Here is a 24,338-nt window from a genome sequence, read left to right as displayed (position 1 = left end):
TGCGGTCGGTGGCTTCAGCGAATCCAGCAGACCCCACTGATCAGCTGCGTCGCCGTCCTTACAGCTCGAGGTAATCGGCGAGCTCCGCGTAATCGACCTGCCAGAGCCCCGGCGAACCGAGGGGGTACTGCGACCGGAATCCCAGAATTCGCTGGACGCGCTCAGGGAGAGTCGCCGCGACCTCGCGGTCCACGAGGAACGGATATGCCTCTTCGCCGACCAGGTAGCCCGGGTTGAACGCGAACGACACACCCCGTCGGTACTGGCCCGTGGTGAGGTTCGCTCCTCCTCCGTGAACGGTCTTCCCGCTGATGAACAGCGCATCACCCGCCTTCATGATCGCGGGGATGGTCTGTTCCGGTGCGCCACGGTTCTCGAAGTCGGACCAGTGGTTGCTGCCGGGGATCACCCGCGTCGCACCGTTCTCCTCGGTGAAGTCGGTGAGTGCGATGAGGAAGTTCAGGGTGATCTCGGGTCCCGCAGGCCCCATACCGACGAACGGGTACCAGTTCTCCAGATCCCGGTGCAACATCTGTGCGCGGTTGCCAGGGCCGATCTCGATCACCTGCGCAGTAGTCATCCAGTACGTCCCGGACTCCTCGAGGAACCGTGCGTCGCACAACTCGTGGACCAGATCGAGATCGATGATCTCGTCGCGGAACATATCGCTGCGATTGACCAAGTTGGTCAGTCGCTTGGTGTTGACCCCGTGGAACTCCTGCACGATCTCGTTCTCGTGGGTGCTGCCGGGTGCGAGCGCCGCGAGGTCGGGATCGATCTCCGTATTGAAGCGCTCGACCTGCTCCGGGGAGAGGAGACCTTCGATGATGACGCCCCCCTCTCGCTCGACAGTCGTCAGAATGTCTGCGACTGGGGTGGTCCGGGGAACCCGTGTGATGGTGGTTTCGGCGGTGGTCATGGTGTTCCGATCTTTGGATGCAGGTTCTGTGTCGCAGGTCTCACTATCACTGCCCCGAGTGAAGCTGCCTATCCCCAGATCTCAGCGTTTCCGGCTCCCTGACGGTGCACATCGCACCTGTGACGCAGGTAGGACGATTTCGGAGCTCGGATCACAGGCCCGCCGTCGCCGAAGTGTGTGAGATTTCCACACCTGCCGACAACAAGACGCTGAGATTCGATGTGGCGTGGGTTACACCGACTTCGGCACGCTGAGGGGCATCTCGAAGTCGTAAACATACCCAAGAGCGGAGTCAGAGACGATGAGCAGGTCAGCAGCGCAGCCGGAGCACTTCGACGTCGTCATCATCGGCGGCGGCATCTCGGGCATCGGCGCAGCGGTGTACATCACGCAGGAGTTCCCGAAGAAGAAGGTGGTCCTCCTCGAAGGGCGCGATACCATCGGCGGAACGTGGGACCTGTTCCGGTATCCCGGCATTCGCTCCGACTCTGATCTGCACACCTTCGCCTACGAGTTCAAGTGCTGGCGGCACGAGACCGCGATCGCCGATGCCCCGCTGATCCGCGACTACCTTCAAGAGACCGTCGACGAGTACGGCCTCGACAAGCTCATCCGCCATCGCAATCAGGTCACCTCCGCAGCGTGGTCGAGCGACGATGCCGAGTGGGTGCTGTCGGTGGACGTCACCGATGCCGACGGCACCGTCCGCCACGAGATCATCAAGGCCGACTGGGTCTTCGGGGCTACGGGCTACTTCCGGTACGACGAGGGCTTCACCCCCGAGTTCGACGGTCGCGATGACTTCGAAGGCGACATCATCCATCCCCAGCACTGGCCCGAGGACTACGACTACTCCGGCAAGAAGGTCGTCGTGATCGGCAGCGGTGCCACCGCTATCACCCTGATCCCCTCGATGCTCCAGGGCGAAGAAGCAGCCGCACATGTCACGATGCTTCAGCGGACGCCGACCTACATCATGACGATGCCGAGGATCGACGGTCTCAGCCTCGAACTCACCAAGCTGCTCGGTGAACGCGGGGGTTACCTCGCGACCCGCTGGAAGAACGTGTGGAGCGACTGGGCCGTGGTCAAGATGCTCACCGCGTTCCCGCAAGCGTCCCGCCGAATGATTCGATACCTCAACAAGAAGCAGTTGCCGACCGGGTTCGACGTCGACACTCACTTCAATCCGCCCTACGACCCGTGGAACCAGCGGCTCTGCCTGGCCCCCGACGGCGACTTCTTCGCGTCCATCCGGAAGGGGAATGCATCCGTCGTCACCGATCGGATCGCCCGCTTCACCGAGGACGGCATCGAGCTCGAGTCCGGTGAGAAGCTCGAGGCCGACCTGATCGTCACCGCCACCGGACTCAACATGCGTCTGTTCGGCGGGATCGACCTCACGATCGACGGGCGTCCGGTCGATCTGCCTTCCTCCGTCGTCTACCGCGGAATGATGCTCTCGGGCGTCCCGAACTGGGTGATGGCGATCGGCTACACCAAGTCGTCGTGGACCCTGAAGATCGGCCTGCTCGGCAAGAGCTTCATCGAGCTGCTCCGCCACATGGACACCCACGGCTACGACACCGCCGTCGCCCACGCCCCCGAGGGCACCGGCACCCGCCCGATCATCGACCTGGATGCCGGCTACATGCTTCGCGCCAAGCACACGCTGCCCCGCCAGGGCGATGAGATGCCGTGGCAGATGAAGAGCGTCTTCCTCGAGGACCGGAAGATGTTCCGCGGTCCTGTCATCACCGACGTCCTTGCGTTCAGTTCGAGGCTCGAGCGTGAACTCCGGAGCGCCCCGACGGCACCGGAAGGAGCACGGCAATGACGATCATCGACCGGCGCTCGACCGCCGAAGCCTCCGCCCCGCTCACCCCGTCGGAGCGGATTCAGCGCGCGGCGTTCACCGCCCTCGGCCGTGTGCCGGAGCGGATCATCCGCAGCGTGGTGGCCGATGTCGTCAATACCGATGGCGACGTCATGGCCCCCGAGATCACGATTCTCATGCGCGCCGGCGCATCCGGCCCCGACTTCAGCGACGGCACGGTCGCGCAGGCACGGACGTCAATGGACAACGACTGCCGAGTCTTCGCCGATGACGCCCCCGCGATCGACGTCGACGACCTCGCGTTGCCCAGCGGGATCCGGGCGAGTCTGTATCGTCCGGCCGCACGGTCGGCCGGGTTGGTCGTGTTCCTTCACGGCGGCGGATTCGTGCTCGGCAGCCGGGCTGGGTACGACCCGCCGGTCCGCTTGATCGCAGACCGCGCCGGCGTCGCAGTGCTGTCGATCGAGTATCGACTCGCGCCGGAAGCACAGTTCCCCGGACCCGTCGACGACGCGCTCGAAGCATGGCGGTTCGCGGTCGATCACGCCGCCGAGTGGGATGTCGACCCCGAACGGATCGTGCTGCTCGGCGATAGCGCCGGGGCCAATCTCTGCGCGGTGCTCGCGAACGACCTTTGCGGCGAACCGCTCCGCCCACTGATGCAGGTGCTGATGTATCCGGTGCTCGACGCCATCAGCACGAGCTCGTCACGCTCGGAGTTCGCGGACAATCCCGCCCTCTCGGCCAAGCAGATCGATTGGCTGGCGGGGCTGTATCTGCCCGACGGCCACCCCGGGACCGACCCGCGCGTGTCACCCCTCCACGCCGACGACCTGTCCGGGGCACCCGCCACGCTGATCACCGTCGCCGGGTTCGATCCCCTTCGCGACGAAGCGATCGCCTACGCCCACCGTCTCGCCGACGCCGGCGTACCGACGCGACTGATGCGCGAAAGCGGCCTCGTGCACGGCTACATCTCGCTGACGCGGATCAGCAGGGCAGCGCGCGACGCCGTCGACCGCGTCTCGGACGCCATCGCCGACGCGCTTCGGTAGTACGCCGCATCTCCCTCGAAGGACCCTTTCATGGACATGATCCACATGATATTGATCTTGATTGCGAACGTCGCCATGCTCGTGACCGGGTACGTCTACGGCGTCAGATTTCTCCGTCGGCATCACAACTTCCTGCTCGGCTTCGAGTGGCTGGTGATCGCCTTGTCCGGGACCAACGTGTTGTTCCTGGCAGGCACCGGCGTCTCACACGACAGTTTCAGCTACCACCTCATGGTGTTCTTCGACGCGTTCTCGCGGTCGTTCGGCATGACGCTGATCTTCATCCTCGGCATGCTCACCATCACGCACCGCTACCGTCCGAACTGGATCGTCGAAGCCGTCGCGATCACCCTCGCCACCGTCGTCGGGTTGAACCGCGCCCTCGACGTGCGGCCTGTCAGCACCGGATGGACGGTCTTCTACACCATCGCGAACCTCGCGGTCGCGGTGTTCATGCTCTACGTCGCCATCCGGCTCTGGCGAATCGGTGCGCGCAACCACGCCGCATGGGTGTCGTTCGCAACCCTTCTCGGCGCGATCATCGCGGTCTCATACGACATCGTCCGAATTCCCGGCGATGACGCCGACCGCACCCTGTTCTACAGCATCGCGATGGCCGTCTGGGCTCTTATGCTCGTGACGTACTACTACGGATACCGTGTGCTGGAGCAGCACAACCAGCGCATCACGCCCGCCGACGACGCCGACTCCCCGGCTGCCGTGTCGGATTCCCTGTAGTGATCCGGTGGGTTCGGTTGTCAGGGGGTGCATCGCACAGCTGCGCCCCGATGTACGCAGGACCGTGAGTGGCCAGAGCGACCCATTCGCCTGACGACATTGACAAATCGTTGTGTTTTTACAACACTTTGTTCCATGAGTCCGGTACGACGTGGGGAAACGCTCCCCATCTACAACCGCATCCGCGTACTGCGCGCGGAGCGTGGCATGAGCCGCGCGCAGCTTGCCGAGCTCATCGACGTGAACCCGCAAACAGTGGGCGCGCTCGAACGCGGCAACCACTATCCGAGTCTGGACCTCGCGTTTCGCATCTGCGATGTGTTCTCCCTACCGGTGGAAGCCGTCTTCTCCCGCAAGGAGTTCACGCCCTTGTCGACCGAGCTCTACAAGCCTCGGAAGGAGGCCTGAGATGTCCACCGAAACGTTGCTCGAGCGGTACGAGGACTACCGAACCCGAAAGTTCCTGCGCAACGAGGAACTGACCGCGGGGTGGTTGACGGGTTGGCGTAACCAGCAGCGGCGGCGACTACTCGCCCGCGCAGTCGTCGCACTGATCGCAGCAATGTTCGCAATCTCCGTGGCGTCGTACTTCACGATGACGGTCGCGATCTTCTGGATCCCCGTCGCCCTCGTGTTCCTTCCGACGTGGACGTGCCTGCAGATCGTATCGGGACGGCAATCGGACGCGCCACGACACGCGCTCGACGAACGCGAGATCGCCGAGCGCAACAGCGCACGCTCGATCGGGCTTTCGGTAGCCCAATCATTGCTTCTGCTACCGATTTTCGCGCTCCTCTTCGGAACCGCATTCGATTCGCTCGACCATCAGCAACTCGCTTACTCGGCAGGTGGATTCGCGCTCGCATCGATACTGTTCAGCGGATGCCTACCCGCCGTCCTGCTCGCCTGGAACCGCCCCGACGACGACCCTGAGGACTGAAAACGTGACACTCACAATCGACAATCTCTCGAAACGCTACGGCAGCACGGTCGCTCTGGACGGCGCGAGCTTCGACGTCCACCCCGGCGAACTGTTCGGCTTCGTCGGCAGCAACGGCGCAGGCAAGACCACCACCATGCGCATCATCCTCGGAGTGCTCGCCGCCGACTCCGGCGAAGTCAGGCTCGACGGCAACCCCGTCGACCTCGACGTGCGCCGCACCATCGGGTATATGCCGGAAGAGCGTGGTCTGTACCCGAAGATGAAAGTGGGGAAACAACTTTCCTACCTCGCTCAACTCCACGGTCTGTCGAAGCCCGAAGCATCCGACGCGGTGCAGCGCTGGACGAAGCGACTGGGAATCGCTGAGCGCCTCGGCGACACGGTCGATTCGCTCTCGCTCGGCAACCAGCAGCGGGTCCAGCTTGCCGCCGCCCTCGTCCACGATCCGAAGGTTCTCGTCCTGGACGAGCCGTTCTCCGGACTCGACCCCGTCGCCGTGGACGTCATGAGCGACGTGCTGGTGGAGAAAGCGAATGAGGGTGTCCCCGTCATCTTCTCGAGCCACCAACTCGATCTCGTGCAACGTCTGTGCCAGCGCGTCGGCATCATTTCCAAGGGGCAGATGCGCGCCGTGGGTACCGTGGACGAACTTCGCTCCGGTGGAGAGTCGCGCCTCGTGGTGCACGCTCCTCAAGCCCCGACCGGATGGGCGAACGGGCTCCCGGGCGTCACGACCGTCGAGCACTCGGGTGATCGGACCGTCCTGTCGGTCTCGCCCGGTGTCGACGACCAGCAGATCCTCAAAACCGCCCTCGAAACAGGTCCCGTCCACGAGTTCTCCCTGCACCAGCCGTCCCTGACCGATCTGTTCCGAGAGGTGGTCGCCGCATGAGCGCCCCGTTGTCCACCACGCGCGCCATCGGCCTCGTCGCCGGTCGCGAGTTCCAGACTCAAGTTCAGAAGAAGAGCTTCCTCATCAGCAACGCGATCATCCTGGTCGCGATCGTCGCGGGCATCGTTGCCATGTCCGTCTTCGGTGGGGGTGACGAGGAGCGGCCCACCGTCGGCATCGTCGGAACGCCGAGCCTGAGCACAACCCTCGGCGCGCTCGGCGACGCCACCGGATCACCGCTCGAGATCTCCGAACTTCCGGACGCCGACGCCGGACGCACCCAAATCGCCGCAGGTGAGCTCGAAGTCGCCCTGATTCCCGGCGACGACGGCAGCGTCGTCGCCCTCACCGAATCCGACATCGACTCCACGTTGAAGACCCTGATCGATGCTGCTGTTGCGCAGGAAGCACAGTCCGCTGCACTGACCAGCCAGGGCGTCGACCCGGCGGATATCGCAGCTGCCACCGCGGCGGCCACCGTCACGATCGAGGCCATCGATCCGCCGGACCCAGAACAAGGCGAACGCATGATCCTGGCGGTCATCGCCGTGATCCTGCTCTACATGCAGATCCTGATGTTCGGTATGTACGTCGCGATGGGCGTCGTCGAGGAGAAGTCGTCGCGCGTGGTCGAGCTGCTGCTGTCGACGCTGCGTCCGCTGCAGCTGTTGTGGGGCAAGATCTTCGGCATCGGTGCTGTCGGCCTGCTTCAGCTCACGGCCTACGGAGCAGTGGGCGTCGGTGCCGCACTGGCCACCGACACCCTCACCATCACCGGTACCGCGATCAGCGTGTTCGCCAGCACGCTCGGCTGGTTCGTCCTCGGATTCGCGTTCTTCGCGGTGCTCTACGCCGCGGCCGGATCGATGGTGTCGCGTCAGGAGGATGTCAACGCCACCTCAGGACCGCTGATGTTCGTCATCCTCGCCATGTTCTTCGCCGCGTTCTCGTCGATCGACAACCCCGAGGCCACGTGGAGCACGGTGCTCAGCTGGATCCCGCCGTTCTCCGCGGTCCTCATGCCGCTGCGGATCGCAGCGGGTGTCGCGTCGCCGTTCCAGATCGTGGGGACGATTGTGCTGATGATTGTCGTCACCGCTGCCCTCGCCATGGTTGCCGCGAAGATCTACCAGCGCTCGATCCTGCGCATCGGTCGCACGGTGACCTGGAAGGAAGCGCTGGGTCGCTGAAGCCTGGATCCGAGTGAACCGACACCGAATTTCCGCTCCGGAGGCATCGAGCCCGTCTCGTGTCTCCGAAGCGGAATCCGACGTATCGGTTGCGAGTGGTCAGCGTGTTCCCTCCGGCAATGCGTCGGCGCCGATGCCGCTGATCTCGGTGATCGCCCAGTCGTTGTCACTGTCCATGCTGAGCCGGTAGGTCGCTGTCGACTGGATACCCTCGGGGGCCTGCGCGTTGGTGGTGCGCACGCTCACGAAGCAGTCGACGGTGTAGGTGCCGTCGGGTCCGGTCTCGGCCTTGGCGGTGATCGGTTCAGCCGTCGATGCCCACTGCAGCGGGACGATGATCTGTTCCATCGACGTCGCAGCCTTGGACAGGCGGTCCGTCAGTTCGGGTGTGGTGCCCTCGACGAGCCGGCCCCGCCACGCGTCGAGATCCCGGAAGTCCATCTCGGCGGCGCCGACGGCGTAGTCCAGCGCAACCTGCTCGGCCTGTGCACGCCCCGCGGCGTCTGCGAGCAACGCATCGCGTTCACTGCGCGCGTCGGACCAGAGCCAGCCGACGACCACAAGTGCGGCGACGAGCACTACCCCGACGGCCGCAACCACGGTCCGCGGCGGTGCCCACCGCTGCCTTTTCGTATCGCCGACCTCACGCAATGGGGCGGGTGGGTTGTCGTGGGTGGTTGTCGTGTCCATGGTGGTCCTCGTCGTCGTAGATCGCGGTGGCTGTGTGCGGGAGATGGTCAGTTGCCGGGGGCCTCCACTTTCACGGTGACAGCGTCGCCGGATTCGGTGGAGGTGAGGATGTTGTTCATCAGGGTGCCGATGTCCATCGCACGAATACTGTTGGCCGCTTCCGACATCGCCGGCAACAGGTTCACACCGATGATCTCGAGGTCTCCCGCTGTTGCGTCGAGGAACTTCTGGAGTTCACCGATGAACGGGCTCGCGCCGTACTTGATGCCGGCGTTGAGCGGACCCTTGTCGGAGGCGAAACGGATGCCGGCAAGCAGATCCGTGAAGCCGCTTCCGAATTCGGCGACGCGCGGGACAGTGCCCCGTAGTCCTTCGGGGATGGATTCGCTGTCGAGCAGCAGCGGCTGGACCGTGCGGAGCAACGTCGTGAACTGATCCGAGTTCTGGGTGAGGGTCGCGGCCATGAGTTCGCCCGCTCTCGTGAGATTTCCGTGTACTCGTGGATCGTCGGGAAGTGCAACGTCCAGCGTGCGGAAGATGTCGCGGACGCCTTCCGGTTCGACCTGCGTGAGCAATCCCGTCAGGCGTTCGGACAGTTCCTCGAACGTGGTCGGCACTACCACCTGCTCCGGTGAGACGACCGCATGATCTTCGAGAAACGGACCGGACGCGGTGTGGGGCCACACCGCGAGGAACGGTTCGCCCAGCGCCGACAGGTTGTCGAGCCGGATCGTGCTGTCGACGGCGATCGGCTGGTCGCGGTTGTACTTCCACGCCACGTCGATGCCGTCGGCCGACGCAGTGATGTCGGTGACCTCGCCGATGGCGATGCCCCTCAACAGTACCCGCGACCCTTCGACCAGTCCGTTGGTGTCGGGCACCTCGACGCGCGCGGTGTACACGTCTTCCATGAACCCGGTCCGGAGTCCGGATTGACTCATGTAGACGAAGGACAGTACGGCGATCACCACCATGCCGGTGACCGAAAGCGCAGTTTTCCGCATCACTTCACAGCTCCCAGCATTCGCAGGATGTTCTCGGCGTCGGAGACGAGTTGATCTCCGTCGGCCGACTCGACGGACACGATGTCGACGGAGGGATTCTGTGCGAACGGAATCAACGTGGTCCGGAGGAATTCGGACAGTTCACCGACGGCAGAGGGGGCACCTCGGGAGATGTCGGTGGTGTCGGCGAGCGATTCGAACATCGGGATCAGCCAGAGTCCACCCTCGTACAGGCTGCCGACGGAGGGAAGGATCTGCCCGATGTGCGAGACCACGTCGACGGCGAGCCGTCGCCAGTAGTGCACCGTGGACGGATCGAAGATCGTCGCGAGTGAATCCGTGTTCTCGTTCAAGGTGACTGCGGTTTCGTTCAATCCGTCGAGCATGCGGTCGATCTCGGCGGTGCGCCCGCCGAGATCGTTGAGGTCGACGGAGACGACCGTGGCGAGTCGCTCGATGTCGGGAACCTCCGGCATCACGGTGTTGACGCGAGCCATGACGTCCTCGATGCGGCGGATGCTGCCGCCGTTCACGAACGTGGCGAGCACCGCCATCGTGTCCTCGAGCTGCGGCGGCGACGTGGTGCGTTTCTTCGGGACGGTCGCTCCTTCCGGGAGATACTCCCCCGCTTTGCCTGCGGGGTCGCGCAGAAGTGCGACATACGTGTCGCCGAGAAGCGTGTTCTGACGGACGATCGCCCGGACGCTCGCGGGAACTCGTGTGTCGGAGCGTATTCCCGCCAGAACCGCCACACTGTCGTCGAGCACGTCGACATCACGGACCTCGCCGACACGGACACCGTCCATGATCACGTCGGCACCGGCGGGAAGATTCATCACACTCGCGAACTCGATCGAGATTTCGTAGCCGTCCCCGATGCCGCCGCGCGCGGACGGTAGGTCCTCGGGGCGCAGGGAACACGCCGATGCGAGGAAGACCAGCGCCACTGCGGTGACGGCTCGAAGCCTGCGCCCTACCGCCGTCGACGTCATCGCGTCACTCCGTTCGATCCGATCAGGCCCATCAGGCCCTCGGGTGTGATCTTCGTGCCCGTCCCCGCGCCCTTACAGCTGCCGGGGCTCAACGTTTCCAGCAGCGCGCAGAGCCTCTCCGCATCGGCATCGCTCAGCGTGACCTGGGGTGCCGTGAACTCCGCGGTCAGTGCACCGGCCTTCGTGGTCTGCTGGTCCACCGCCGCCGACAGATCCGGCACCGAGGAGACCAGGCCGCCGATGTCGCCGGCACGTCCGGCTGCGAGAGCGATGGCGTCGGTGGCCTGACCATGCACGAACGGCCAGATCTCGTCGCCGTAGTTGTTCTGGATGTCGTCGAGAAGTGCGACGACCCAGCCGATACCGACGCAGACGTCGATGGTGCCCGGCCACAGGTCGATACCGGCATCCACGATGTCGGGCATCACCTCGACGATGCGCTTGATCGCCGCCCACTGAACGAGTGCCTCGTCGGTCAGCGGCGCCATGTTCTCGATCGACGCCCCGATGTCGGCGACGAACCGGTCCGGGCTCTCCATGGCGTTGGAGGCGTGCTGCATCATCGTCCGGGCGTTCTCACCTTGCCCCCGCAACGACTCGTTCAGGCCGGACACCGCCATCGCGACGGTGTCGCCTCCGACCTCGGGTGCCAAGGCCTCGATGAAGTCCGCCGCCGACCCGACCACCTCGGAAATGGTCTTGGGGGTGTGACTGTTGGACAGGGGAATGCAGGAGGCCGGCTGGAGCGTGGGCCCGGACTCGTAGTTCCCGACAAGTTCGAGGCTGCGGTCCGCGAGGATCGACTTCGAGCGCGTCACCGCTTTGACGTCTGCGGGGAAGGCTCGCCCGCCGTCGGTGGCGAACACAACCTCGACGTGAGTGCCCTTGTTCGTGACGGACTCGACCTTCCCGACGGGAAAGCCCATCTGCGTGACGGGGTTTCCGGGGTACAGGCCGACGCCGTCGGGCATCTCGGCGCAGAAGGTTCCGGGCCGCGCACCGCTATGGGTCGACTGCGCGGCCGTGACCCCGACACCGCACGTGCACGCCATCGCAGCGACGGTTGTCGCGATGATGGCCATCCTCTTCGTTATCTTCACAACAGCCTGCCGTTCATGTCAGCACTGCAAGTTCCTGTGGGTGGCTCCGGCGCCATCAGCATGTTCGTCCCATGACCGGGATGCAGATGTCCGATGCCATGAGGGTTCCGCCGCCGACTGCGGCCACACCCTCCGGTGTCAGCCAGTTCGCGAGCTGCGCCCGGGTCGCGACAAGGGTGTCGATCGAGGGTCCCATGTTCGCGTTGAATTCCTCGATCATCCCCCTCACCTGCCCGATCCCCGCGGCAACCTGGTCGCTGTTGTCCAGGTAGTACTCCGCGTAGGGCGACACGGTCATGAGCACGTGGCCGAGAAGCCGGTAGGCCTCGTTGAAGCCGACATGTGTGGTCTCGTAGGTCTGGAAGACGATGTCGATCTCTCGGATCAGATCGAAAACCATCTCGCGGCTCGCATTGAAGGTGGTCAGGTACTCCGATGCGAGGTTCGCGACGGTCTGGACCTGGGTGCGTTGGTGGTCCATGACGCGGGCCACCGCGTTCATTCCGGAGATCACGGACTCGACCGATCCGGGGTTCTTCGTCAACGCCTCCGCGACCTGCACGAGGTTGGCATCGATGTCGGCCCCGTCGACGTTGTCGGTGACCGTGGGTGCGGCCTGCAGGACGTCGCCGATCGAGTACGGCACCGTAACCTGTCCCGCGGGAATCACTTTGTCGTCCACCGGGTTCTCCCCCAGAGGGACGAGCGTGACGGCGTAGCCACCGACCGGGGTCAGCATCCGGACTTCGACCCGCGAGTCGGTGCCGACGAGCATGTCGTCCTCGATCTCCATCGTGACGCGGACCGCGGTGTCGCCGAGTTCCATGTTCGACACCTTGCCCACGGATACGCCCGCGACGCGCACGTCCTGTCCGACCGAGATGGCGGAGACGTCGGTGGCCTCGAACGCCACCGATTTGCGTCCGGGCGGATTCAGGTAGAAGACGGCAGTTGCGACGAGTGCCAGTACGGCGACAATCGCGACGCCGGCGCCGATCCGCATGTCGTTGGCGAACCACGACGCCACACGTCCGTTACCGAACCGGCGTTTCTTCGCCGGCTTCACGATGCGCTGCATACGAGAACCTCGCTCCCGTTGAGAAGGACCTGAACATCGGCCGGCAGCTTCGCCACGCCGTTCGCACATGCCGGGCCCGACCCGGTGGGGGCGCTCGCTGGGAGCTGGAGACCTGCGACGGCGGGCGGGAGAAGCCGGATGGCGTCGGCCGCTTCTTCGAGCGACGCGAAGGCCGACGTCACCATCTCGTCGACGTCGACTCCGGGCTGGAGCCCGTAGGAATCGAGCAGTCGCTTGATGGGCGTGAGGAACTGCGGCCCGTAGGACGCCGTCTTGGGGAACTCGTCCAGAACCGTCATCGCCTTGCCGATCGGAAAGCTCACGGAGCGAAGGAATTCCACGACACCATCGGAGCGGCCACCCATACCGTCCGAGATCCGGGCCAGGTTGTCCGCCAGGGTCGAGATGACCTGTTCGCGGTCGGACGCGAGGTCGGCGAGCTTCTGCGCGTCGTCCATCATGGGCTTCAGCCCTCCGCCGTCACCCTGCAGCAGAGCGATCGCGTTTTCACTGAAGCGGTTGATGTCCTCGGTGCTCATCGTTGCGAGGACAGGCTGCAATCCGTTGAACAGATCGGTGATGTCGAACGACGGTCGCGTGCTCGCGAGGCCGAGGCTCTCGACCGGGGCACCGGTCTTCTCACCGAAGTCGGCGTCGATGTAGCGCACGCCCGTCAGGTTCTGGTACTTGACAGACAGCGTCGTGCCGTCGGTCAGCTCGTACGGTTCTTCCATCGTGAAGCGCACCTCGGCGATGGTGTTTCCGTCCCGACGGTGCAGGTCTATGGATTCGACCTTGCCGATGCGGACACCGCGGGTTCGAATGTCGCCGGCAGCGCCGAGTCCGGACACGTCGGTGAATTCCGCCGTGTAGGTGTGGGTCGTCCCCTCCACCGGGCTCCGCATCGCATTGATGACGAGCCCGAAGAGAACCACCGAGACAACTGCTGCGACAAACAGTTTGATGATCGTCGCGATATAGGTTGCACGTGTGGTCATCGCCCGGCTCCGTCCTGCGCAGACGCCGCACCGAGCCCGAGCGGGGAGGTGAAGGCCGGAAGTGCATCGACCAGCACGCGGAGCCGCAGACGCTGCCCATCCGCCGTGTCGACGAACGCCGAGTCGAGCCGGCGAACAATGTCCCGACCCGCCTCGGGCGTCATACCGCCGTTCACGAGATGCGGAAACACATCGGATGCGACGGCGACCGAGGTGACGAGGGGCGTGACCTCCTCACCGTGTGAAGCGAGCAGGGCGCCGGCCTGCCCGAACAGTTGGTTGGCGGCCAACGTGAGGCCGGCATCGGCTTCGTCGAAGACGGCGTCGTCGACTCCGATCGACCCGTCGGCAAGCCTGTTGTAGTTGCTGTCATAGATATTCATGAGCGATTCGATGGTCTGGTCGGTGAAACCGGGCAGCGCCTCGAGTATGTCGTTGAAGTAGGCGATCTGCGTGGTCGGAATCTCCTGCTGTGTCTCCGCAACGCGATCCGCGACCAACAGGCCCGTATCGATCCAGCCGGTCATACCGTCGAGGTAGTGCACGGTCTTGTCGAGCGAGGTGATCATGGTGTCGGTAAGGGTGCCGTCGATGGTGAGCGAACCCTGTTCGATCATCGTCGACATCGTGAAGTCACCTTCGGGTTCGCGGGCAAGTTGCATCCCCGACTCCAGCGGCGACCCGCCGGGCTTCGCGAGAATGTTCACCGCGGAGGTCCCGAAGTAGTTTTCGGGCCGGAAATCCAGCTCGAACTCGTCGGTGAGCCCGGAGACCTGGTCCTCGTCGAGCACCAGCGTCATCTGGACCGACTCGGATTCGGTACGTTCGAGTGCGGTCACGAGGCCGACGGATTGTCCGTGCAGCACGACCTTTGTCCCCTCTGCCACGCCGGGGCCGACGTAGGCGACGTCGACCGCCACCTCGATTCCCTTCGGGGCGGTCATCTTCGGATACAGCGTCACCGCTCCCACGGCGGCCACGCCCAGGAGCGCGATCGCTGCGGCACCGGTCGTCGCCAGCCTCCGGGACTGATCTGCGGCTGTTCCGCGCAGGAAGTCCTGGCTTCTCGACATGGTTATTTCCTCATCCCTTGAAGACAAGTTCGGGGCTCAGGCCCCAGATGATGACCGTCATCACGAAGTTCAGAACCACGATGGCCACCAAGCTCGCGCGGATCGCGCGGCCGGATGCCGATCCCACGCCTGCGGGTCCACCCGACGCGAAGTATCCGTAGTAGCAATGAATCATCGTGACGACGGCGCAGAAAATCAGTGCTTTCCCGATGGATGCCAGGAGGTCCGGCACGTTCAGGAACTGTGCGAAATAGTGATCATAGGTGCCGTCCGGCTGGTCGTGGAAGGTCTTCACCACGATTCCGCCGGTGAAGAACGCAACGACGAGCGCCATCAGATACCCCGGCAGCACGACGAGCATGCTGCCGATCAGGCGTGGACCGACGACGAACGGAATGGCTTGCAGGCCGATCGATTCGGTCGCGTCGATCTCCTCGGAGATGCGCATCGAGCCGATCTCGGCAGTCATTCTGCAGCCGGCCTGCGCGGCGAAGCCGATGCCGGTGATGATCGGTGCGATCACACGGACATTGCCGAACGAGCCGATGATCCCCGTCAGTGCACCGAACCCGAGCAGGTCGAAGGCCATGAAAGCCTGGATCGCGACCACTGCGCCGACCGCGATGCCGAGGAAGAACATCAGGCTGATCACGCCACCGTCGACGACCAGCAACCCGTTTCCCCACGCCATGTTGTTCATGGTCGAGAGGGTCTGCTTGCGATAGTGCCGGACGGTCTTGGGAAGCAGGTAGATCGTCTTCGCGCAGAACGTGACCACCTGACCGACTTCTTCGATAATGGCCCGGACCCCGTTCGTTGCCGCCGCGGCGCGCGACGCCAGGTAGTTCGTTCCTTTCGGCCCGTGATGTGCGGGGTTGCCCGTCGTCATCACGCCAGCCTTGCCGGGAAGAACATCATCTGCAGCTGGCTCACGAGGAGGTTCGCCACGAAGATACAGAAGACGCTGAGGACGACGGACGCGTTGACCGCGTTGGCGACGCCGGTGGGGCCGCCTCTCGCTTCGAGTCCGCGTAAGCCCGCGATGATGACCACCATCGCGGCGAAAATCACGGATTTGAGCACCGAGAACACGAGGTCCGTCGGTGTCGCGAACGCGCCGAACGACTGCCAGAAGCTGCCGGGCACAACATCGTTGACGTTGGCCGAGATGATCAGGCCGGCGGAGACGCCCGCAGCGATGATGATGATGCACAGCATCGGCGCGATCGCGAGCATTGCGAGGAAACGCGGCACGACGAGACGTTGCACCGGATCGATACCCATCACGCGGATCGCTTCGATCTCCTCGCGGATGGACCGGGCGCCGAGGTCGGATGCGATGGCCGACGCGGCCGCACCGCTCATGAGCAGCCCGGCCGCCATGGGCGCACCCTGACCGACCACGCCGAGCCCACTCGCGGCCCCCGCCAGCGAGTTTGCACCGACCTGGTTCATGATGCCACCGACCTGCACGGAGACTTCCGCGCCGATCGGGACGGCCATGAGGAGCGCGGGCAGTGCGGTCACCTTGAGAAGGATCCACATCTGTTCGATCACTTCCCGGACAGGAAGTTTCATCGAGAGAGTGTCGGTGACGCAGTAGCGCAGGACGTTACCCCCGAGGCGCGCCGATCGTCCTATCGTCGCGAGCGACGCGGCGGGCTTCTGAGTGAGATAGCCTCCGATTCCGGCGATCACAGCCTTGCCGCGTCCCGACCTCGGCGTCGCCGTCTCGTCGGGGGCAAGTGCCACCTGGGTACTCATCGTTCGATCACCTCGCGGTGCGAGGGAAGTGTCGTACAACTCTGGGTTCTCACCCGTCAGTACCTTTCTCGTCGTCCGTCACCCCGATACGGGGTGCCGGGCCGTCACCACGAAGCAACCGGTCCCGGCCGCGTGGGCTGCGGAACTACCGCGACACCACCGGGATCTGCTCGGTCGGCGCGTCGAAGTCGGCATACGCGTAGTTGTTCAGGGGAGCGTCGAGGCTCTCGCGGATCGCGTGCTGTGCAACCGCCGGCAGCCTGTGCAGGATCTGCCGCACCCGCTCCTGACGGCGCTCCACCGCCTGCCGTACCGGCATGCCGGGCGTAGCCTGCATCTGCGGCACGATGCCCTCGACATCCTCGACACCGCCCGCGTGGTGCCCGGCATCCACGAGCGCCTGCTCATGCGCCATCTGCGCCTCGTCCTTCTCCTCCGACATCCCGATCGGACCGATCATCGTGCCGTTGAGGAACTGCCTGACCACCGGCTCATCCGACGTCAGCAGCACCTCACGCGGACCGAACATCACCAACTCGCGACGGAACAGCATGCCGATGTTGTCCGGCACTGTCCGTGCCAGATTGATGTTGTGCGACACGATCAGGATCGTCGCGTCGATCTCCGCATTGATGTCGATGAGTGTTTGCGAAATGTAAGTGGTACGAACCGGATCCAGACCCGAATCCGGCTCGTCCACCAAAATGATCTCGGGATCGAGCACCAGAGCGCGGGCCAGACCGGCGCGCTTGCGCATACCGCCGGAGATCTCCCCGGGCAGCTTGTCCTCGGCACCGAGCAGACCGACCAGTTCCAGCTTGCTCATCACGATTGCCCGGACCTCGGATTCGGACTTCTTCGTGTGCTCACGCAACGGGAACGCGACGTTGTCGTACAGGTTCATCGACCCGAACAGAGCGCCGTCCTGGAACAGCACTCCGAACAATTTGCGGATCTCGTAGAGCTCTTTCGACGAGCATTGCATGATGTCGGTGCCGTCGATGACGATCGAGCCCTCTTCGGGCCGCAGCAGTCCGATCAGCGACTTCAGGAACACCGACTTGCCGGTACCGGAAGGGCCGAGCAGGGCACTGACCTCACCGGCCGGCAGCGTCAGCGACACGTCTTTCCAGATTCGCTGCGACCCGAACGACTTCGTCAAACCTTCGACCGAAACCTCGACACCCATCGGTTTCCCTCTCGTCCCTCGCCCTCGTACCGGCATGCGCCGTAGACGGCAGTGATCAGCGGATCATCATGTAGTGGTGCATATTCGGACCTATCCGACCTCGCTGAGCACAAGGGGCGGACGGTGGGACTCGATGTGACCAAAGTCCCTGTGACAGATAACTGTGATGCAAACAACGAATTTTGTCAAACGTCGGTAAGGCCTGTTGGAACGCGAATTCGATCCACGCGCAACCGAATCGGACGAACTCACATCAACCGGACAATAGGGGCGACCCACCATCGACCTACAGGCGCGCCGGGGCATTCTCACCCAGCCCGATCGACGCCAGGTCGCCGCGATCCACAAGTTTCACACGCGGTCGCCCGACCGCCTTACCGGCACTACGCTCGTGTGCATCGATACGGCGCCACCCCAGCAGATCCAGCCGCTCGGGACGACGGATACCGACGAACTCCGAGAAGTCATCCCGGTCGCCCGGCGGGGCTGTGAGACGGCCTTCAGCGAAGTCGGCCAGGATCGACGCCGCGGTTTCCGCCGAACACACCTTGTTGGACCCGATGACCCCATTGGGACCCCGTTTCAGCCAGCCGGCGGTATAGACCCCCGCGACCCGCACGCCTGAACGGGGGTCGATCACCGCACCCGCCTCGTGCGGAATCACTCCGCGATCGTCGTCGAACGGCACGCCCGGAACCGGTGCGCACCGGAAACCGATCGACCGCAGCACAAGCCCCGCATCGATGTCCTCGGACTCCCCTGTGGATCGAATTCCACCGTCTTCGAGGGTGTTCACCGCGACGCGTAGACCTTCCACACGGTCCGTGCCCAGTACTTCCACGGGTGATCGGAGGAACTGGAGATGGATGCGGCGTCTCCCGGGTGACGCTGTCGCCCCCGCGTATCGAGTCACGATGCCGGCCCGGATCCGCGCGAGAGCCGAGTATTCGCCATCTCCGGGATCGACGCCCGACGCCGTCACATCGACGCCTGGCAATGTGCCGAGTCCGAGCAGCTCGGGCGTGCTATAAGCCGCGCCGAGGGTACCTCGCCTGCCGAGAACCACCACCTCCCGGATTCGACTCGCCGCGAGGGCCTCAAGGGCATGCGCGGCAATGTCCGTACACATCAGTCGCGACACGTCGGAGGTGAGCATGCGGGCCACGTCCAGTGCGACGTTTCCGTTCCCTACCACCACCGCTCGTTCGTGAGACAGGTCGAATCGCAGATCTGCGTATTCCGGGTGCCCGTTGTACCAGGCTACGAACTCGCGGGCCGAGAAACTCCCGGGGAGGTCCTCTCCCGGTATGTGCATCGCCCGGTCCCTGCTTGCCCCCGAGGCATACACCACCGCGTGGTGGTGACGGAGGAGATCGTCGTGGGTCAGGTGCTGTCCGACCTCGATGTTGAGGAAGACGTCGATATTCTTGCGGCCCATCATCCGGGAGAAAGCCGCAGCGACGTTCTTGGTCGCCACATGGTCAGGTGCCACACCGAAACGCACAAGACCGCCCGGGACGGGGAGTTTTTCGATGATCGACACCTCCACCCGGAGTTCACGTCGCGAGGTGAGCACGTCCGCGAGATAGCAGGCGGACGGACCGCTACCGACGATCGCCACTCGCAGGGTTTCGGTGCCGGCCGCGACCGCAACCGGTTCGGCATCGAGAAGCGGTGCGGGAGCCGGGTTGTCCGCGTAGTATGCGGCGTTGATCTCGACGAACGGCTGCATCTCGGCGGTGAGGTCCTCCGGCGGCACGATCGCGTCCACCGGGCATTCATCGACGCACGCACCGCAATCGATGCATGTCGCCGGATCGATGTACAACATCTCGGTGCGTGCATGATTCCGCTCCGATGGAGTGGGGTGGATGCAGTCCACTGGGCAGACCGCGACGCATCCCGCGTCGTTACAGCACGGCTGGGTCACTACGTGGGCCATCGTTCACTTTCCTTGCATGCGGCTGGAAGAAGCGGGCAGGACGTTTCAGACGATTCGACGCGCCCGCATGTCGGCGAAGACGTCGCCGACGCGTACCACATCGCCGGTGGTCGGCGCGTGGATCATCTGTCCACCACCGATGTAGATTCCGACGTGGCCGGGGCCGGCGGCCTGCCAGTTCCCGAAGACCAGGTCGCCGGGCAGCGCTTCGCTCAGGGGAACTTCGGTTCCGACGTTCCATTGCGTTTCGGATGTTCGAGGCAACGTGATCCCGGTGGCTGCGTGCATTGCGAACGAGGTGAGGCCGGAGCAGTCGAAACCACCTCCGGAAGGGCCGTCGATATTGCCGCCGCCCCATACATACGGCAGGCCCAGGTAGCGGAATGCCTCGTCGATCACCCGCTGCCCCGTCTCACCGATGGCGGGGAGACCGAGCGCGATGAACGGCGAAAGCATCCGCTCGAACACCGGACGCGCCGACAAGATCTTCGCGACGTACGGTTTCGTCTGATTCTCGTAGTCCGGCACGCCGGAAGGCATTCCCCCGGATCGCAGGACAGCTCCGACGCCCGCGTTGTACGCGGCCAGCGTGAGACCGAGGGTGTCGCCCGTGACCCTGCCGCTGCGCTTCCACTTCTCGATCTGAGCCCAGTTGTCGCACAACAGGTTGCCGGATGCCATGACCGGATCGGCAATACCGAGTACGTCTACCTTCCCGTCTCCGTCTGCGTCCTTGCCGTAGGCATCCCAGGTGCCCGGCATGAACTGTCCAGGGCCACGCGCGCCGGTCGACGACACCGGTGCGGTCGGGCCGTAGCGGAATCCGTTCTCGACCGAGTAGAGCGCGGCAAGCACGGGTGCAGTGATTCCGTCGCATACCTCACCCGCCTTCTTCAGCCACGGCGCAAAGACGGCCACGGCACCGATCGGCGCCAGCGAAGTGCCCGGGAGGATCGCCGGAATCCGAGGCAGGGTAACGCCACCCACCGGCCCGGTAGGCACCGCGGCCGTCGTCGACGCGCCGAATCCCCACGGGTTCGGTCGGCCCGCGGGTGCAGCTACAGCAGGAGCTTCTGACTTTTCACCGGACTCCGTTGTTATGGGCAATGATTCGGGAATGTACGTCTCGGCACCGGCAGCGACACGATCGGCCGTGTCGGCGATCAACTGTTCCACCGGAGCCTGCACGTCCTCGGGTAAGACACCGACGGCCGCGTCGAGGTCGGCACCGAGCTGGACTGCTCCCTGCTCGACGGCGTGGGTGAATGTCTCCACATGTTCGGCGGCTTCGGCCGGAAGATCGACTCCCAGGACGGCCGCATTGACGGCAGTCGCCACAACGACGATCAATGACGATGGATCCACGGACATTGCAGATCACCTCTCGAAGAGAAAAGAATCCCGCGTTCTCGAACTCTGTCGATATCTTGCGGAATCGCTCTTCGCGAATCCGACCAGGCGGACAGGCAACACAGGAACAAGCTACAGATTCCGTAATTTGTTATACACACACGAACTGTCGCATGCAAGGAATTCCGAGTTGTCCCTATTGCGGTGCACACAAACAAAATTGCCCGTGGACAAGCTGTCCACGGGCAATTACGGCAAGACTTCGAGCACGCCGCGAACCTACTACGGCCCCGCGCTTACCGGACCCGAAACAATACCCGGCAGCAGCAAATTGGCGAGCAGGCGACGATTGTCCGGGGCATCCGGATCGCCGAAATCCATTCGGCCGACGAGAATCAATTCGACGACGGTGATCCAGTTGCAGATCTCTTCGTCGGTGAGTCCGGCGCGGATCTCACCACGTTCGCGCGCCTCCACGATCAACGGTGCCCACATCTCGTAGGTCAACCGGGCAGCGAGGCTCGAACTCCCGACAAGCGCGGTCGCACGGCTGACCTGATCGGGGTTCACGATCAAATGAATAGCGGGGTCGCGACGACCCATGTCGACGAGATACAGCAGACCGTCGACGAGCTGCTCGGCGAATGAGCTTCGATCGGCGACGTACTCCCGGGCCATGTCGAACAGTCTCCGCGACCGCGCTTCGATCATCGCTGTCATCAGGGTGTCGCGATCACGGAAATACCGGTAGATCGTCGGACGCGACACACCCGTTTCCTTCGCAACGTCGTCGATTGTCGTCTTCACGACGCCGAAACGCTGGATCGCGGCTTCCGCCGCCGCGAGAATCTGTGAGCGGGCAACCTCGGCATCGTCGCTGAGGACACCTTGACGTCGCGCCATGCACCCTCCTCAACGAGCCACTTCACACACGAACATGCCGAGAATACAGCAGCCACCACACCCCGCTCGCCGGCAGTGAGCCTCACGGCCGGCGAACGGGAAGCGGATCAGGCCGTCGGGGTGAACGTGATCGGCAGGCGCATGCACCCGCGAACCTGGCTCGCGTGCAGAACCGGAGGATCCTCGGCGATCAGGTCGTAATCCGGAATTCGCCGGTGGATCTCTTCCAGCGCGATCGACAGCTCGATCCGGGCGAGATGCGACCCCAGGCAGCGGTGCGGGCCGCCGCCGAACGACAGGTGCCGGTTCGGGTGACGATCGAGCTGCAGATCGTCGGCATCGTCGAACTCGTCGGCATCGCGGTTCGCAGAGCACAGCGTGAGGATCAGCTGATCCCCCTTCTTGATCTGCACCCCACCGAGTTCGACGTCGCGCGTCGCGCAGCGACCCGGAATCACCGCAGCCTCGATACGCAGGATCTCCTCCACCGCACTCGGAATCAGCGAATCATCTGCAATCAGCGCCGCGCGCTGATCCGGGTTGTTCACCAAGTGGATGATCGCCCACGCGAGCGAACCCTGCACCGTGTGCAAACCCGCGATCAGCAGGAGGAAGAACATGCGGTAAAGCTCTTCGTCGGTCAGCAATCGCTTGCCGTCCTGGAGCTCGACCTCGGTGTGGATGAGCGTCGAGGTGATGTCCTCGCCGGGATTCTCGCGGCGTTCCTGAACCATCTTGTGGAAGTACCCGAACATCTCGAACCCTGCCGCAACCTGGGCCTGCTGGTTCTCTTCTTCGCTCAGGCCCGGCTTGCCCATGAGGACGGTGTCGGTCGCCTCGGTGAATACGGCGGCGTCTTCGAGCGGCCAGTCCATGAGCGCCAGGAACACCCGTGTGGGCAGTTCGTGCGCGAACGCGGAGATGAACTCTGTCTTGCCCTCGGCTGCGAACTCGTCGATCAGTTCGTTGACCAGGGACCGGATCTGCTCGGACAGTGCCTTCATCCGGTTCGGGCTGAAGAGCGGCTGCATCGCGAGACGGTACCCGGTGTGCTCCGGCGGGTCCAGCTCGATGGGGATGAACTTACCCATCCCACCCGGACCGGTGACCAGGTTGTTGGGATAGCTCGAGAAGGTCTCCGGATCACGGAGAACTTCATGGATTTCCTTGTAACGGGTGACGATCCAGTGCCCGCCGTGTGCCGTCGAGTACACCACCGGGCCCTTGGACGCCAGCTCGGCGACCCGCTGCTGGACGTTGTCGACCGGCTGCGCGAGAGTCTGGTCGTAGATATCGAAGTCCACGACAAGATCGTCGGGCAGTGCCTGTTCGGTAATTGTCATCAACAATCCTCGGAAAGAAGGTCCCTCAGCGGGATTCGATGGTCAGCGCTCGTTCTGGACAGACGACCGCACCGGCCTCTGCAGCGGTCACGTCGTCGTCGGACAGAAGGTCTTTCAGGACGACCGGATAGCCCTGGTCGTCACAATCGATCAGTTGAGGGGACGTGGAATAGCACAATCCGTGACCCGCACACGCCGAAGTGTCCACGACGAGATGTCGAGTCTGTTGTCGAGTATCGGACATCGTTCGATTGCCTTCTTTCGGAAAATCACAGTCCCGATGATCAATTGGCGTTGTCGAGCGTCGGTTTCGGTTCGTCCTCAGGGAACATCATCGCGACGCGGGACAGGGTGCCGCCGTCGGTGGTCGGAAGGGTCACACCCGAGATGTACGCGGAGTCGTCCGAGACGAGGAACAATGCGGCACGCGCATTGTCCATCAGCGACGGCGGCCGATTAAGCTTGAGCGGTATGGGCGAGACACCCGGATCCCACGGTCCCGCGGTTTCTTCGTAGGACTGACCGATCACCGGAGCTCCCTCCGGGGCAAGGAAGTTCGGGGACATACCGTGCGTGGGAGCGATCGCATTGACCCGGATTCCGTACTTCCCGAGGTCGAGGCTCAGGCCGCGGACGAAGCCGTTGACACCGGCTTTCGTCGCCGAGTAGAGCGCAATACTGTGGTACGCAGCAATCGAGGCAGCCGAGGACGTTGCGAGGATGACACCGCCACCGTTGGCGCGGAGAGCCGGAACTGCAGCCTTGGCGGTGTAGACCACTCCGCTCAGGTTCACGCCGAGAACGTGCTGCCAATCTGCATCGGTGAGGTCCTGGAAGTCGACCTGCTCGCCACCGGCAACGGACGGGACGCCGCCGCGTGACACCACACCCGCGTTCGCCCATGCGACATCGAGCTTGCCGTACAGATCGACAGTGGTGGCCACCGCGTCCACCACCTGCTGTTCGTTACTCACATCGGCAGTGATGGCAACAGCGGTGCCACCCTGCTGCTCCACCAGTTCGACTGTCCCCTTTGCACGCTCGGGATCGATGTCGACCACCGCGATCTTCGCACCTTCGGACGCGAAGAGTTGCGACGCCTGCCTGCCCAGACCCGAACCCGCGCCGGTGATGAGTACAACTCTGCCTTCGAGTTTCATGGGAGCTCCTTCGCTCGTCGAGACAACCTGATACGTCATAAGTAATTGCGCCGGAGAGACTTTCGAGTAGCTCGATATCGCGACCGGATACGGAGCCGGTCTCGACTACATCGGACGCCATCTCGTGTGACCCACGTTACCGCCAGCAAACATGTTACGTCAATCGATATTTGTAAAT

Annotated in this window: 24 protein-coding genes; 7 read left to right on the top strand and 17 right to left on the bottom strand. The window is 63.9% G+C overall.

Annotated features, from left to right (window positions below):
* Window positions 1-58: 58 nt before the first annotated feature.
* Window positions 59-919 carry a phytanoyl-CoA dioxygenase family protein gene (locus ACSYG9_RS15525; RefSeq protein WP_440123419.1) on the bottom strand — a complete coding sequence of 287 codons (861 nt, stop codon included), beginning with the start codon at window positions 917-919 and terminating at the stop codon, window positions 59-61.
* A gap of 301 nt (window positions 920-1,220) precedes the next feature.
* Here ACSYG9_RS15525 and ACSYG9_RS15520 point away from each other — a divergent pair, with 301 nt between their 5' ends.
* From ACSYG9_RS15520 to ACSYG9_RS15490, 7 genes are all read left to right on the top strand, one after another.
* Window positions 1,221-2,756: a flavin-containing monooxygenase gene (locus ACSYG9_RS15520; protein WP_454839046.1), complete on the top strand. Its 1,536-nt coding sequence runs from the start codon at window positions 1,221-1,223 to the stop codon at window positions 2,754-2,756.
* Entirely contained in the window at window positions 2,753-3,811 is a 1,059-nt protein-coding gene (locus ACSYG9_RS15515) for an alpha/beta hydrolase (RefSeq protein WP_454839045.1), read from the top strand. The genes ACSYG9_RS15520 and ACSYG9_RS15515 overlap by 4 nt, the downstream gene beginning before the upstream one ends.
* Before the next feature lie 30 nt (window positions 3,812-3,841).
* Complete coding sequence (locus ACSYG9_RS15510; RefSeq protein WP_454839043.1) at window positions 3,842-4,549, top strand: hypothetical protein; 708 nt, start codon at window positions 3,842-3,844, stop codon at window positions 4,547-4,549.
* Between the two features lie 135 nt (window positions 4,550-4,684).
* A complete protein-coding gene (locus tag ACSYG9_RS15505) occupies window positions 4,685-4,957 on the top strand; it encodes a helix-turn-helix domain-containing protein (RefSeq protein ID WP_440123415.1) in 273 nt (90 codons plus the stop codon).
* Window position 4,958: 1 nt separating this feature from the next.
* Window positions 4,959-5,489, top strand: a complete 531-nt coding sequence (locus tag ACSYG9_RS15500; protein WP_454839041.1) for a hypothetical protein — start codon at window positions 4,959-4,961, stop codon at window positions 5,487-5,489.
* A gap of 4 nt (window positions 5,490-5,493) precedes the next feature.
* A complete protein-coding gene (locus ACSYG9_RS15495; protein WP_440123413.1) occupies window positions 5,494-6,384 on the top strand; it encodes an ATP-binding cassette domain-containing protein in 891 nt (296 codons plus the stop codon).
* Entirely contained in the window at window positions 6,381-7,574 is a 1,194-nt protein-coding gene (locus tag ACSYG9_RS15490; protein WP_454839039.1) for an ABC transporter permease, read from the top strand. Before ACSYG9_RS15495 ends, ACSYG9_RS15490 begins: the two co-directional genes overlap by 4 nt.
* Before the next feature lie 99 nt (window positions 7,575-7,673).
* Here ACSYG9_RS15490 and ACSYG9_RS15485 read toward each other — a convergent pair whose 3' ends face one another.
* The 16 genes from ACSYG9_RS15485 to ACSYG9_RS15410 all read right to left on the bottom strand — a co-directional run bounded on the left by ACSYG9_RS15485 (window position 7,674) and on the right by ACSYG9_RS15410 (window position 24,160).
* A complete protein-coding gene (locus ACSYG9_RS15485; protein WP_454839037.1) occupies window positions 7,674-8,264 on the bottom strand; it encodes a hypothetical protein in 591 nt (196 codons plus the stop codon).
* A 47-nt stretch (window positions 8,265-8,311) separates the two neighbouring features.
* Window positions 8,312-9,268, bottom strand: coding sequence for an MlaD family protein (locus ACSYG9_RS15480; RefSeq protein ID WP_454842965.1), 957 nt, complete (start codon window positions 9,266-9,268; stop codon window positions 8,312-8,314).
* Window positions 9,268-10,260: an MlaD family protein gene (locus ACSYG9_RS15475; protein ID WP_454839036.1), complete on the bottom strand. Its 993-nt coding sequence runs from the start codon at window positions 10,258-10,260 to the stop codon at window positions 9,268-9,270. Before ACSYG9_RS15475 ends, ACSYG9_RS15480 begins: the two co-directional genes overlap by 1 nt.
* Complete coding sequence (locus ACSYG9_RS15470) at window positions 10,257-11,342, bottom strand: MlaD family protein (RefSeq protein ID WP_454839034.1); 1,086 nt, start codon at window positions 11,340-11,342, stop codon at window positions 10,257-10,259. The genes ACSYG9_RS15475 and ACSYG9_RS15470 overlap by 4 nt, the downstream gene beginning before the upstream one ends.
* Before the next feature lie 73 nt (window positions 11,343-11,415).
* A complete protein-coding gene (locus ACSYG9_RS15465) occupies window positions 11,416-12,438 on the bottom strand; it encodes an MlaD family protein (RefSeq protein WP_454839033.1) in 1,023 nt (340 codons plus the stop codon).
* Window positions 12,423-13,436, bottom strand: coding sequence for an MlaD family protein (locus ACSYG9_RS15460; protein WP_454839031.1), 1,014 nt, complete (start codon window positions 13,434-13,436; stop codon window positions 12,423-12,425). Before ACSYG9_RS15460 ends, ACSYG9_RS15465 begins: the two co-directional genes overlap by 16 nt.
* Window positions 13,433-14,509: an Mce family protein gene (locus tag ACSYG9_RS15455; protein WP_454839029.1), complete on the bottom strand. Its 1,077-nt coding sequence runs from the start codon at window positions 14,507-14,509 to the stop codon at window positions 13,433-13,435. The genes ACSYG9_RS15460 and ACSYG9_RS15455 overlap by 4 nt, the downstream gene beginning before the upstream one ends.
* Window positions 14,510-14,519: 10 nt before the next feature.
* Complete coding sequence (locus ACSYG9_RS15450; RefSeq protein WP_454839028.1) at window positions 14,520-15,398, bottom strand: MlaE family ABC transporter permease; 879 nt, start codon at window positions 15,396-15,398, stop codon at window positions 14,520-14,522.
* The gene (locus tag ACSYG9_RS15445; protein WP_454839026.1) at window positions 15,398-16,273 is read right to left on the bottom strand and encodes an MlaE family ABC transporter permease; all 876 of its coding nucleotides are present in this window, start codon (window positions 16,271-16,273) and stop codon (window positions 15,398-15,400) included. Before ACSYG9_RS15445 ends, ACSYG9_RS15450 begins: the two co-directional genes overlap by 1 nt.
* A 145-nt stretch (window positions 16,274-16,418) precedes the next feature.
* Window positions 16,419-17,462 carry an ABC transporter ATP-binding protein gene (locus ACSYG9_RS15440; protein WP_454839025.1) on the bottom strand — a complete coding sequence of 348 codons (1,044 nt, stop codon included), beginning with the start codon at window positions 17,460-17,462 and terminating at the stop codon, window positions 16,419-16,421.
* 286 nt (window positions 17,463-17,748) lie between these two features.
* Window positions 17,749-19,404 carry an FAD-dependent oxidoreductase gene (locus tag ACSYG9_RS15435; protein ID WP_454839024.1) on the bottom strand — a complete coding sequence of 552 codons (1,656 nt, stop codon included), beginning with the start codon at window positions 19,402-19,404 and terminating at the stop codon, window positions 17,749-17,751.
* Between the two features lie 45 nt (window positions 19,405-19,449).
* The gene (locus ACSYG9_RS15430; protein ID WP_454839022.1) at window positions 19,450-20,775 is read right to left on the bottom strand and encodes an NlpC/P60 family protein; all 1,326 of its coding nucleotides are present in this window, start codon (window positions 20,773-20,775) and stop codon (window positions 19,450-19,452) included.
* A 261-nt stretch (window positions 20,776-21,036) separates the two neighbouring features.
* On the bottom strand, window positions 21,037-21,657 hold the full coding sequence (locus ACSYG9_RS15425) for a TetR/AcrR family transcriptional regulator (RefSeq protein WP_454839021.1): 621 nt from the start codon (window positions 21,655-21,657) through the stop codon (window positions 21,037-21,039).
* A 107-nt stretch (window positions 21,658-21,764) separates the two neighbouring features.
* Window positions 21,765-23,000: a cytochrome P450 gene (locus tag ACSYG9_RS15420; protein ID WP_454839019.1), complete on the bottom strand. Its 1,236-nt coding sequence runs from the start codon at window positions 22,998-23,000 to the stop codon at window positions 21,765-21,767.
* Window positions 23,001-23,025: 25 nt separating this feature from the next.
* Window positions 23,026-23,244 carry a ferredoxin gene (locus tag ACSYG9_RS15415; RefSeq protein ID WP_454839018.1) on the bottom strand — a complete coding sequence of 73 codons (219 nt, stop codon included), beginning with the start codon at window positions 23,242-23,244 and terminating at the stop codon, window positions 23,026-23,028.
* A gap of 40 nt (window positions 23,245-23,284) precedes the next feature.
* Window positions 23,285-24,160 carry an SDR family NAD(P)-dependent oxidoreductase gene (locus tag ACSYG9_RS15410; RefSeq protein WP_454839016.1) on the bottom strand — a complete coding sequence of 292 codons (876 nt, stop codon included), beginning with the start codon at window positions 24,158-24,160 and terminating at the stop codon, window positions 23,285-23,287.
* Window positions 24,161-24,338 lie beyond the last annotated feature (178 nt).

The organism is Rhodococcus sp. SJ-2 (assembly GCF_053750035.1).
The sequence above is the reverse complement of the archived record's forward strand: the minus strand, read 5'-3'. Positions and strand labels throughout refer to the sequence as shown.

Bases quoted from the DNA above. Each gene is read 5' to 3' on its own strand.
- ACSYG9_RS15525 (WP_440123419.1), bottom strand. From the start codon at position 919: ATGACCACCGCCGAAACCACCATCACACGGGTTCCCCGGACCACCCCA.
- ACSYG9_RS15520 (WP_454839046.1), top strand. From the start codon at position 1,221: ATGAGCAGGTCAGCAGCGCAGCCGGAGCACTTCGACGTCGTCATCATC.
- ACSYG9_RS15515 (WP_454839045.1), top strand. From the start codon at position 2,753: ATGACGATCATCGACCGGCGCTCGACCGCCGAAGCCTCCGCCCCGCTC.
- ACSYG9_RS15510 (WP_454839043.1), top strand. From the start codon at position 3,842: ATGGACATGATCCACATGATATTGATCTTGATTGCGAACGTCGCCATG.
- ACSYG9_RS15505 (WP_440123415.1), top strand. From the start codon at position 4,685: ATGAGTCCGGTACGACGTGGGGAAACGCTCCCCATCTACAACCGCATC.
- ACSYG9_RS15500 (WP_454839041.1), top strand. From the start codon at position 4,959: ATGTCCACCGAAACGTTGCTCGAGCGGTACGAGGACTACCGAACCCGA.
- ACSYG9_RS15490 (WP_454839039.1), top strand. From the start codon at position 6,381: ATGAGCGCCCCGTTGTCCACCACGCGCGCCATCGGCCTCGTCGCCGGT.
- ACSYG9_RS15485 (WP_454839037.1), bottom strand. From the start codon at position 8,264: ATGGACACGACAACCACCCACGACAACCCACCCGCCCCATTGCGTGAG.
- ACSYG9_RS15480 (WP_454842965.1), bottom strand. From the start codon at position 9,268: ATGCGGAAAACTGCGCTTTCGGTCACCGGCATGGTGGTGATCGCCGTA.
- ACSYG9_RS15475 (WP_454839036.1), bottom strand. From the start codon at position 10,260: ATGACGTCGACGGCGGTAGGGCGCAGGCTTCGAGCCGTCACCGCAGTG.
- ACSYG9_RS15470 (WP_454839034.1), bottom strand. From the start codon at position 11,342: ATGGCCATCATCGCGACAACCGTCGCTGCGATGGCGTGCACGTGCGGT.
- ACSYG9_RS15465 (WP_454839033.1), bottom strand. From the start codon at position 12,438: ATGCAGCGCATCGTGAAGCCGGCGAAGAAACGCCGGTTCGGTAACGGA.
- ACSYG9_RS15460 (WP_454839031.1), bottom strand. From the start codon at position 13,436: ATGACCACACGTGCAACCTATATCGCGACGATCATCAAACTGTTTGTC.
- ACSYG9_RS15455 (WP_454839029.1), bottom strand. From the start codon at position 14,509: ATGTCGAGAAGCCAGGACTTCCTGCGCGGAACAGCCGCAGATCAGTCC.
- ACSYG9_RS15450 (WP_454839028.1), bottom strand. From the start codon at position 15,398: ATGACGACGGGCAACCCCGCACATCACGGGCCGAAAGGAACGAACTAC.
- ACSYG9_RS15445 (WP_454839026.1), bottom strand. From the start codon at position 16,273: ATGAGTACCCAGGTGGCACTTGCCCCCGACGAGACGGCGACGCCGAGG.
- ACSYG9_RS15440 (WP_454839025.1), bottom strand. From the start codon at position 17,462: ATGGGTGTCGAGGTTTCGGTCGAAGGTTTGACGAAGTCGTTCGGGTCG.
- ACSYG9_RS15435 (WP_454839024.1), bottom strand. From the start codon at position 19,404: ATGGCCCACGTAGTGACCCAGCCGTGCTGTAACGACGCGGGATGCGTC.
- ACSYG9_RS15430 (WP_454839022.1), bottom strand. From the start codon at position 20,775: ATGTCCGTGGATCCATCGTCATTGATCGTCGTTGTGGCGACTGCCGTC.
- ACSYG9_RS15425 (WP_454839021.1), bottom strand. From the start codon at position 21,657: ATGGCGCGACGTCAAGGTGTCCTCAGCGACGATGCCGAGGTTGCCCGC.
- ACSYG9_RS15420 (WP_454839019.1), bottom strand. From the start codon at position 23,000: ATGACAATTACCGAACAGGCACTGCCCGACGATCTTGTCGTGGACTTC.
- ACSYG9_RS15415 (WP_454839018.1), bottom strand. From the start codon at position 23,244: ATGTCCGATACTCGACAACAGACTCGACATCTCGTCGTGGACACTTCG.
- ACSYG9_RS15410 (WP_454839016.1), bottom strand. From the start codon at position 24,160: ATGAAACTCGAAGGCAGAGTTGTACTCATCACCGGCGCGGGTTCGGGT.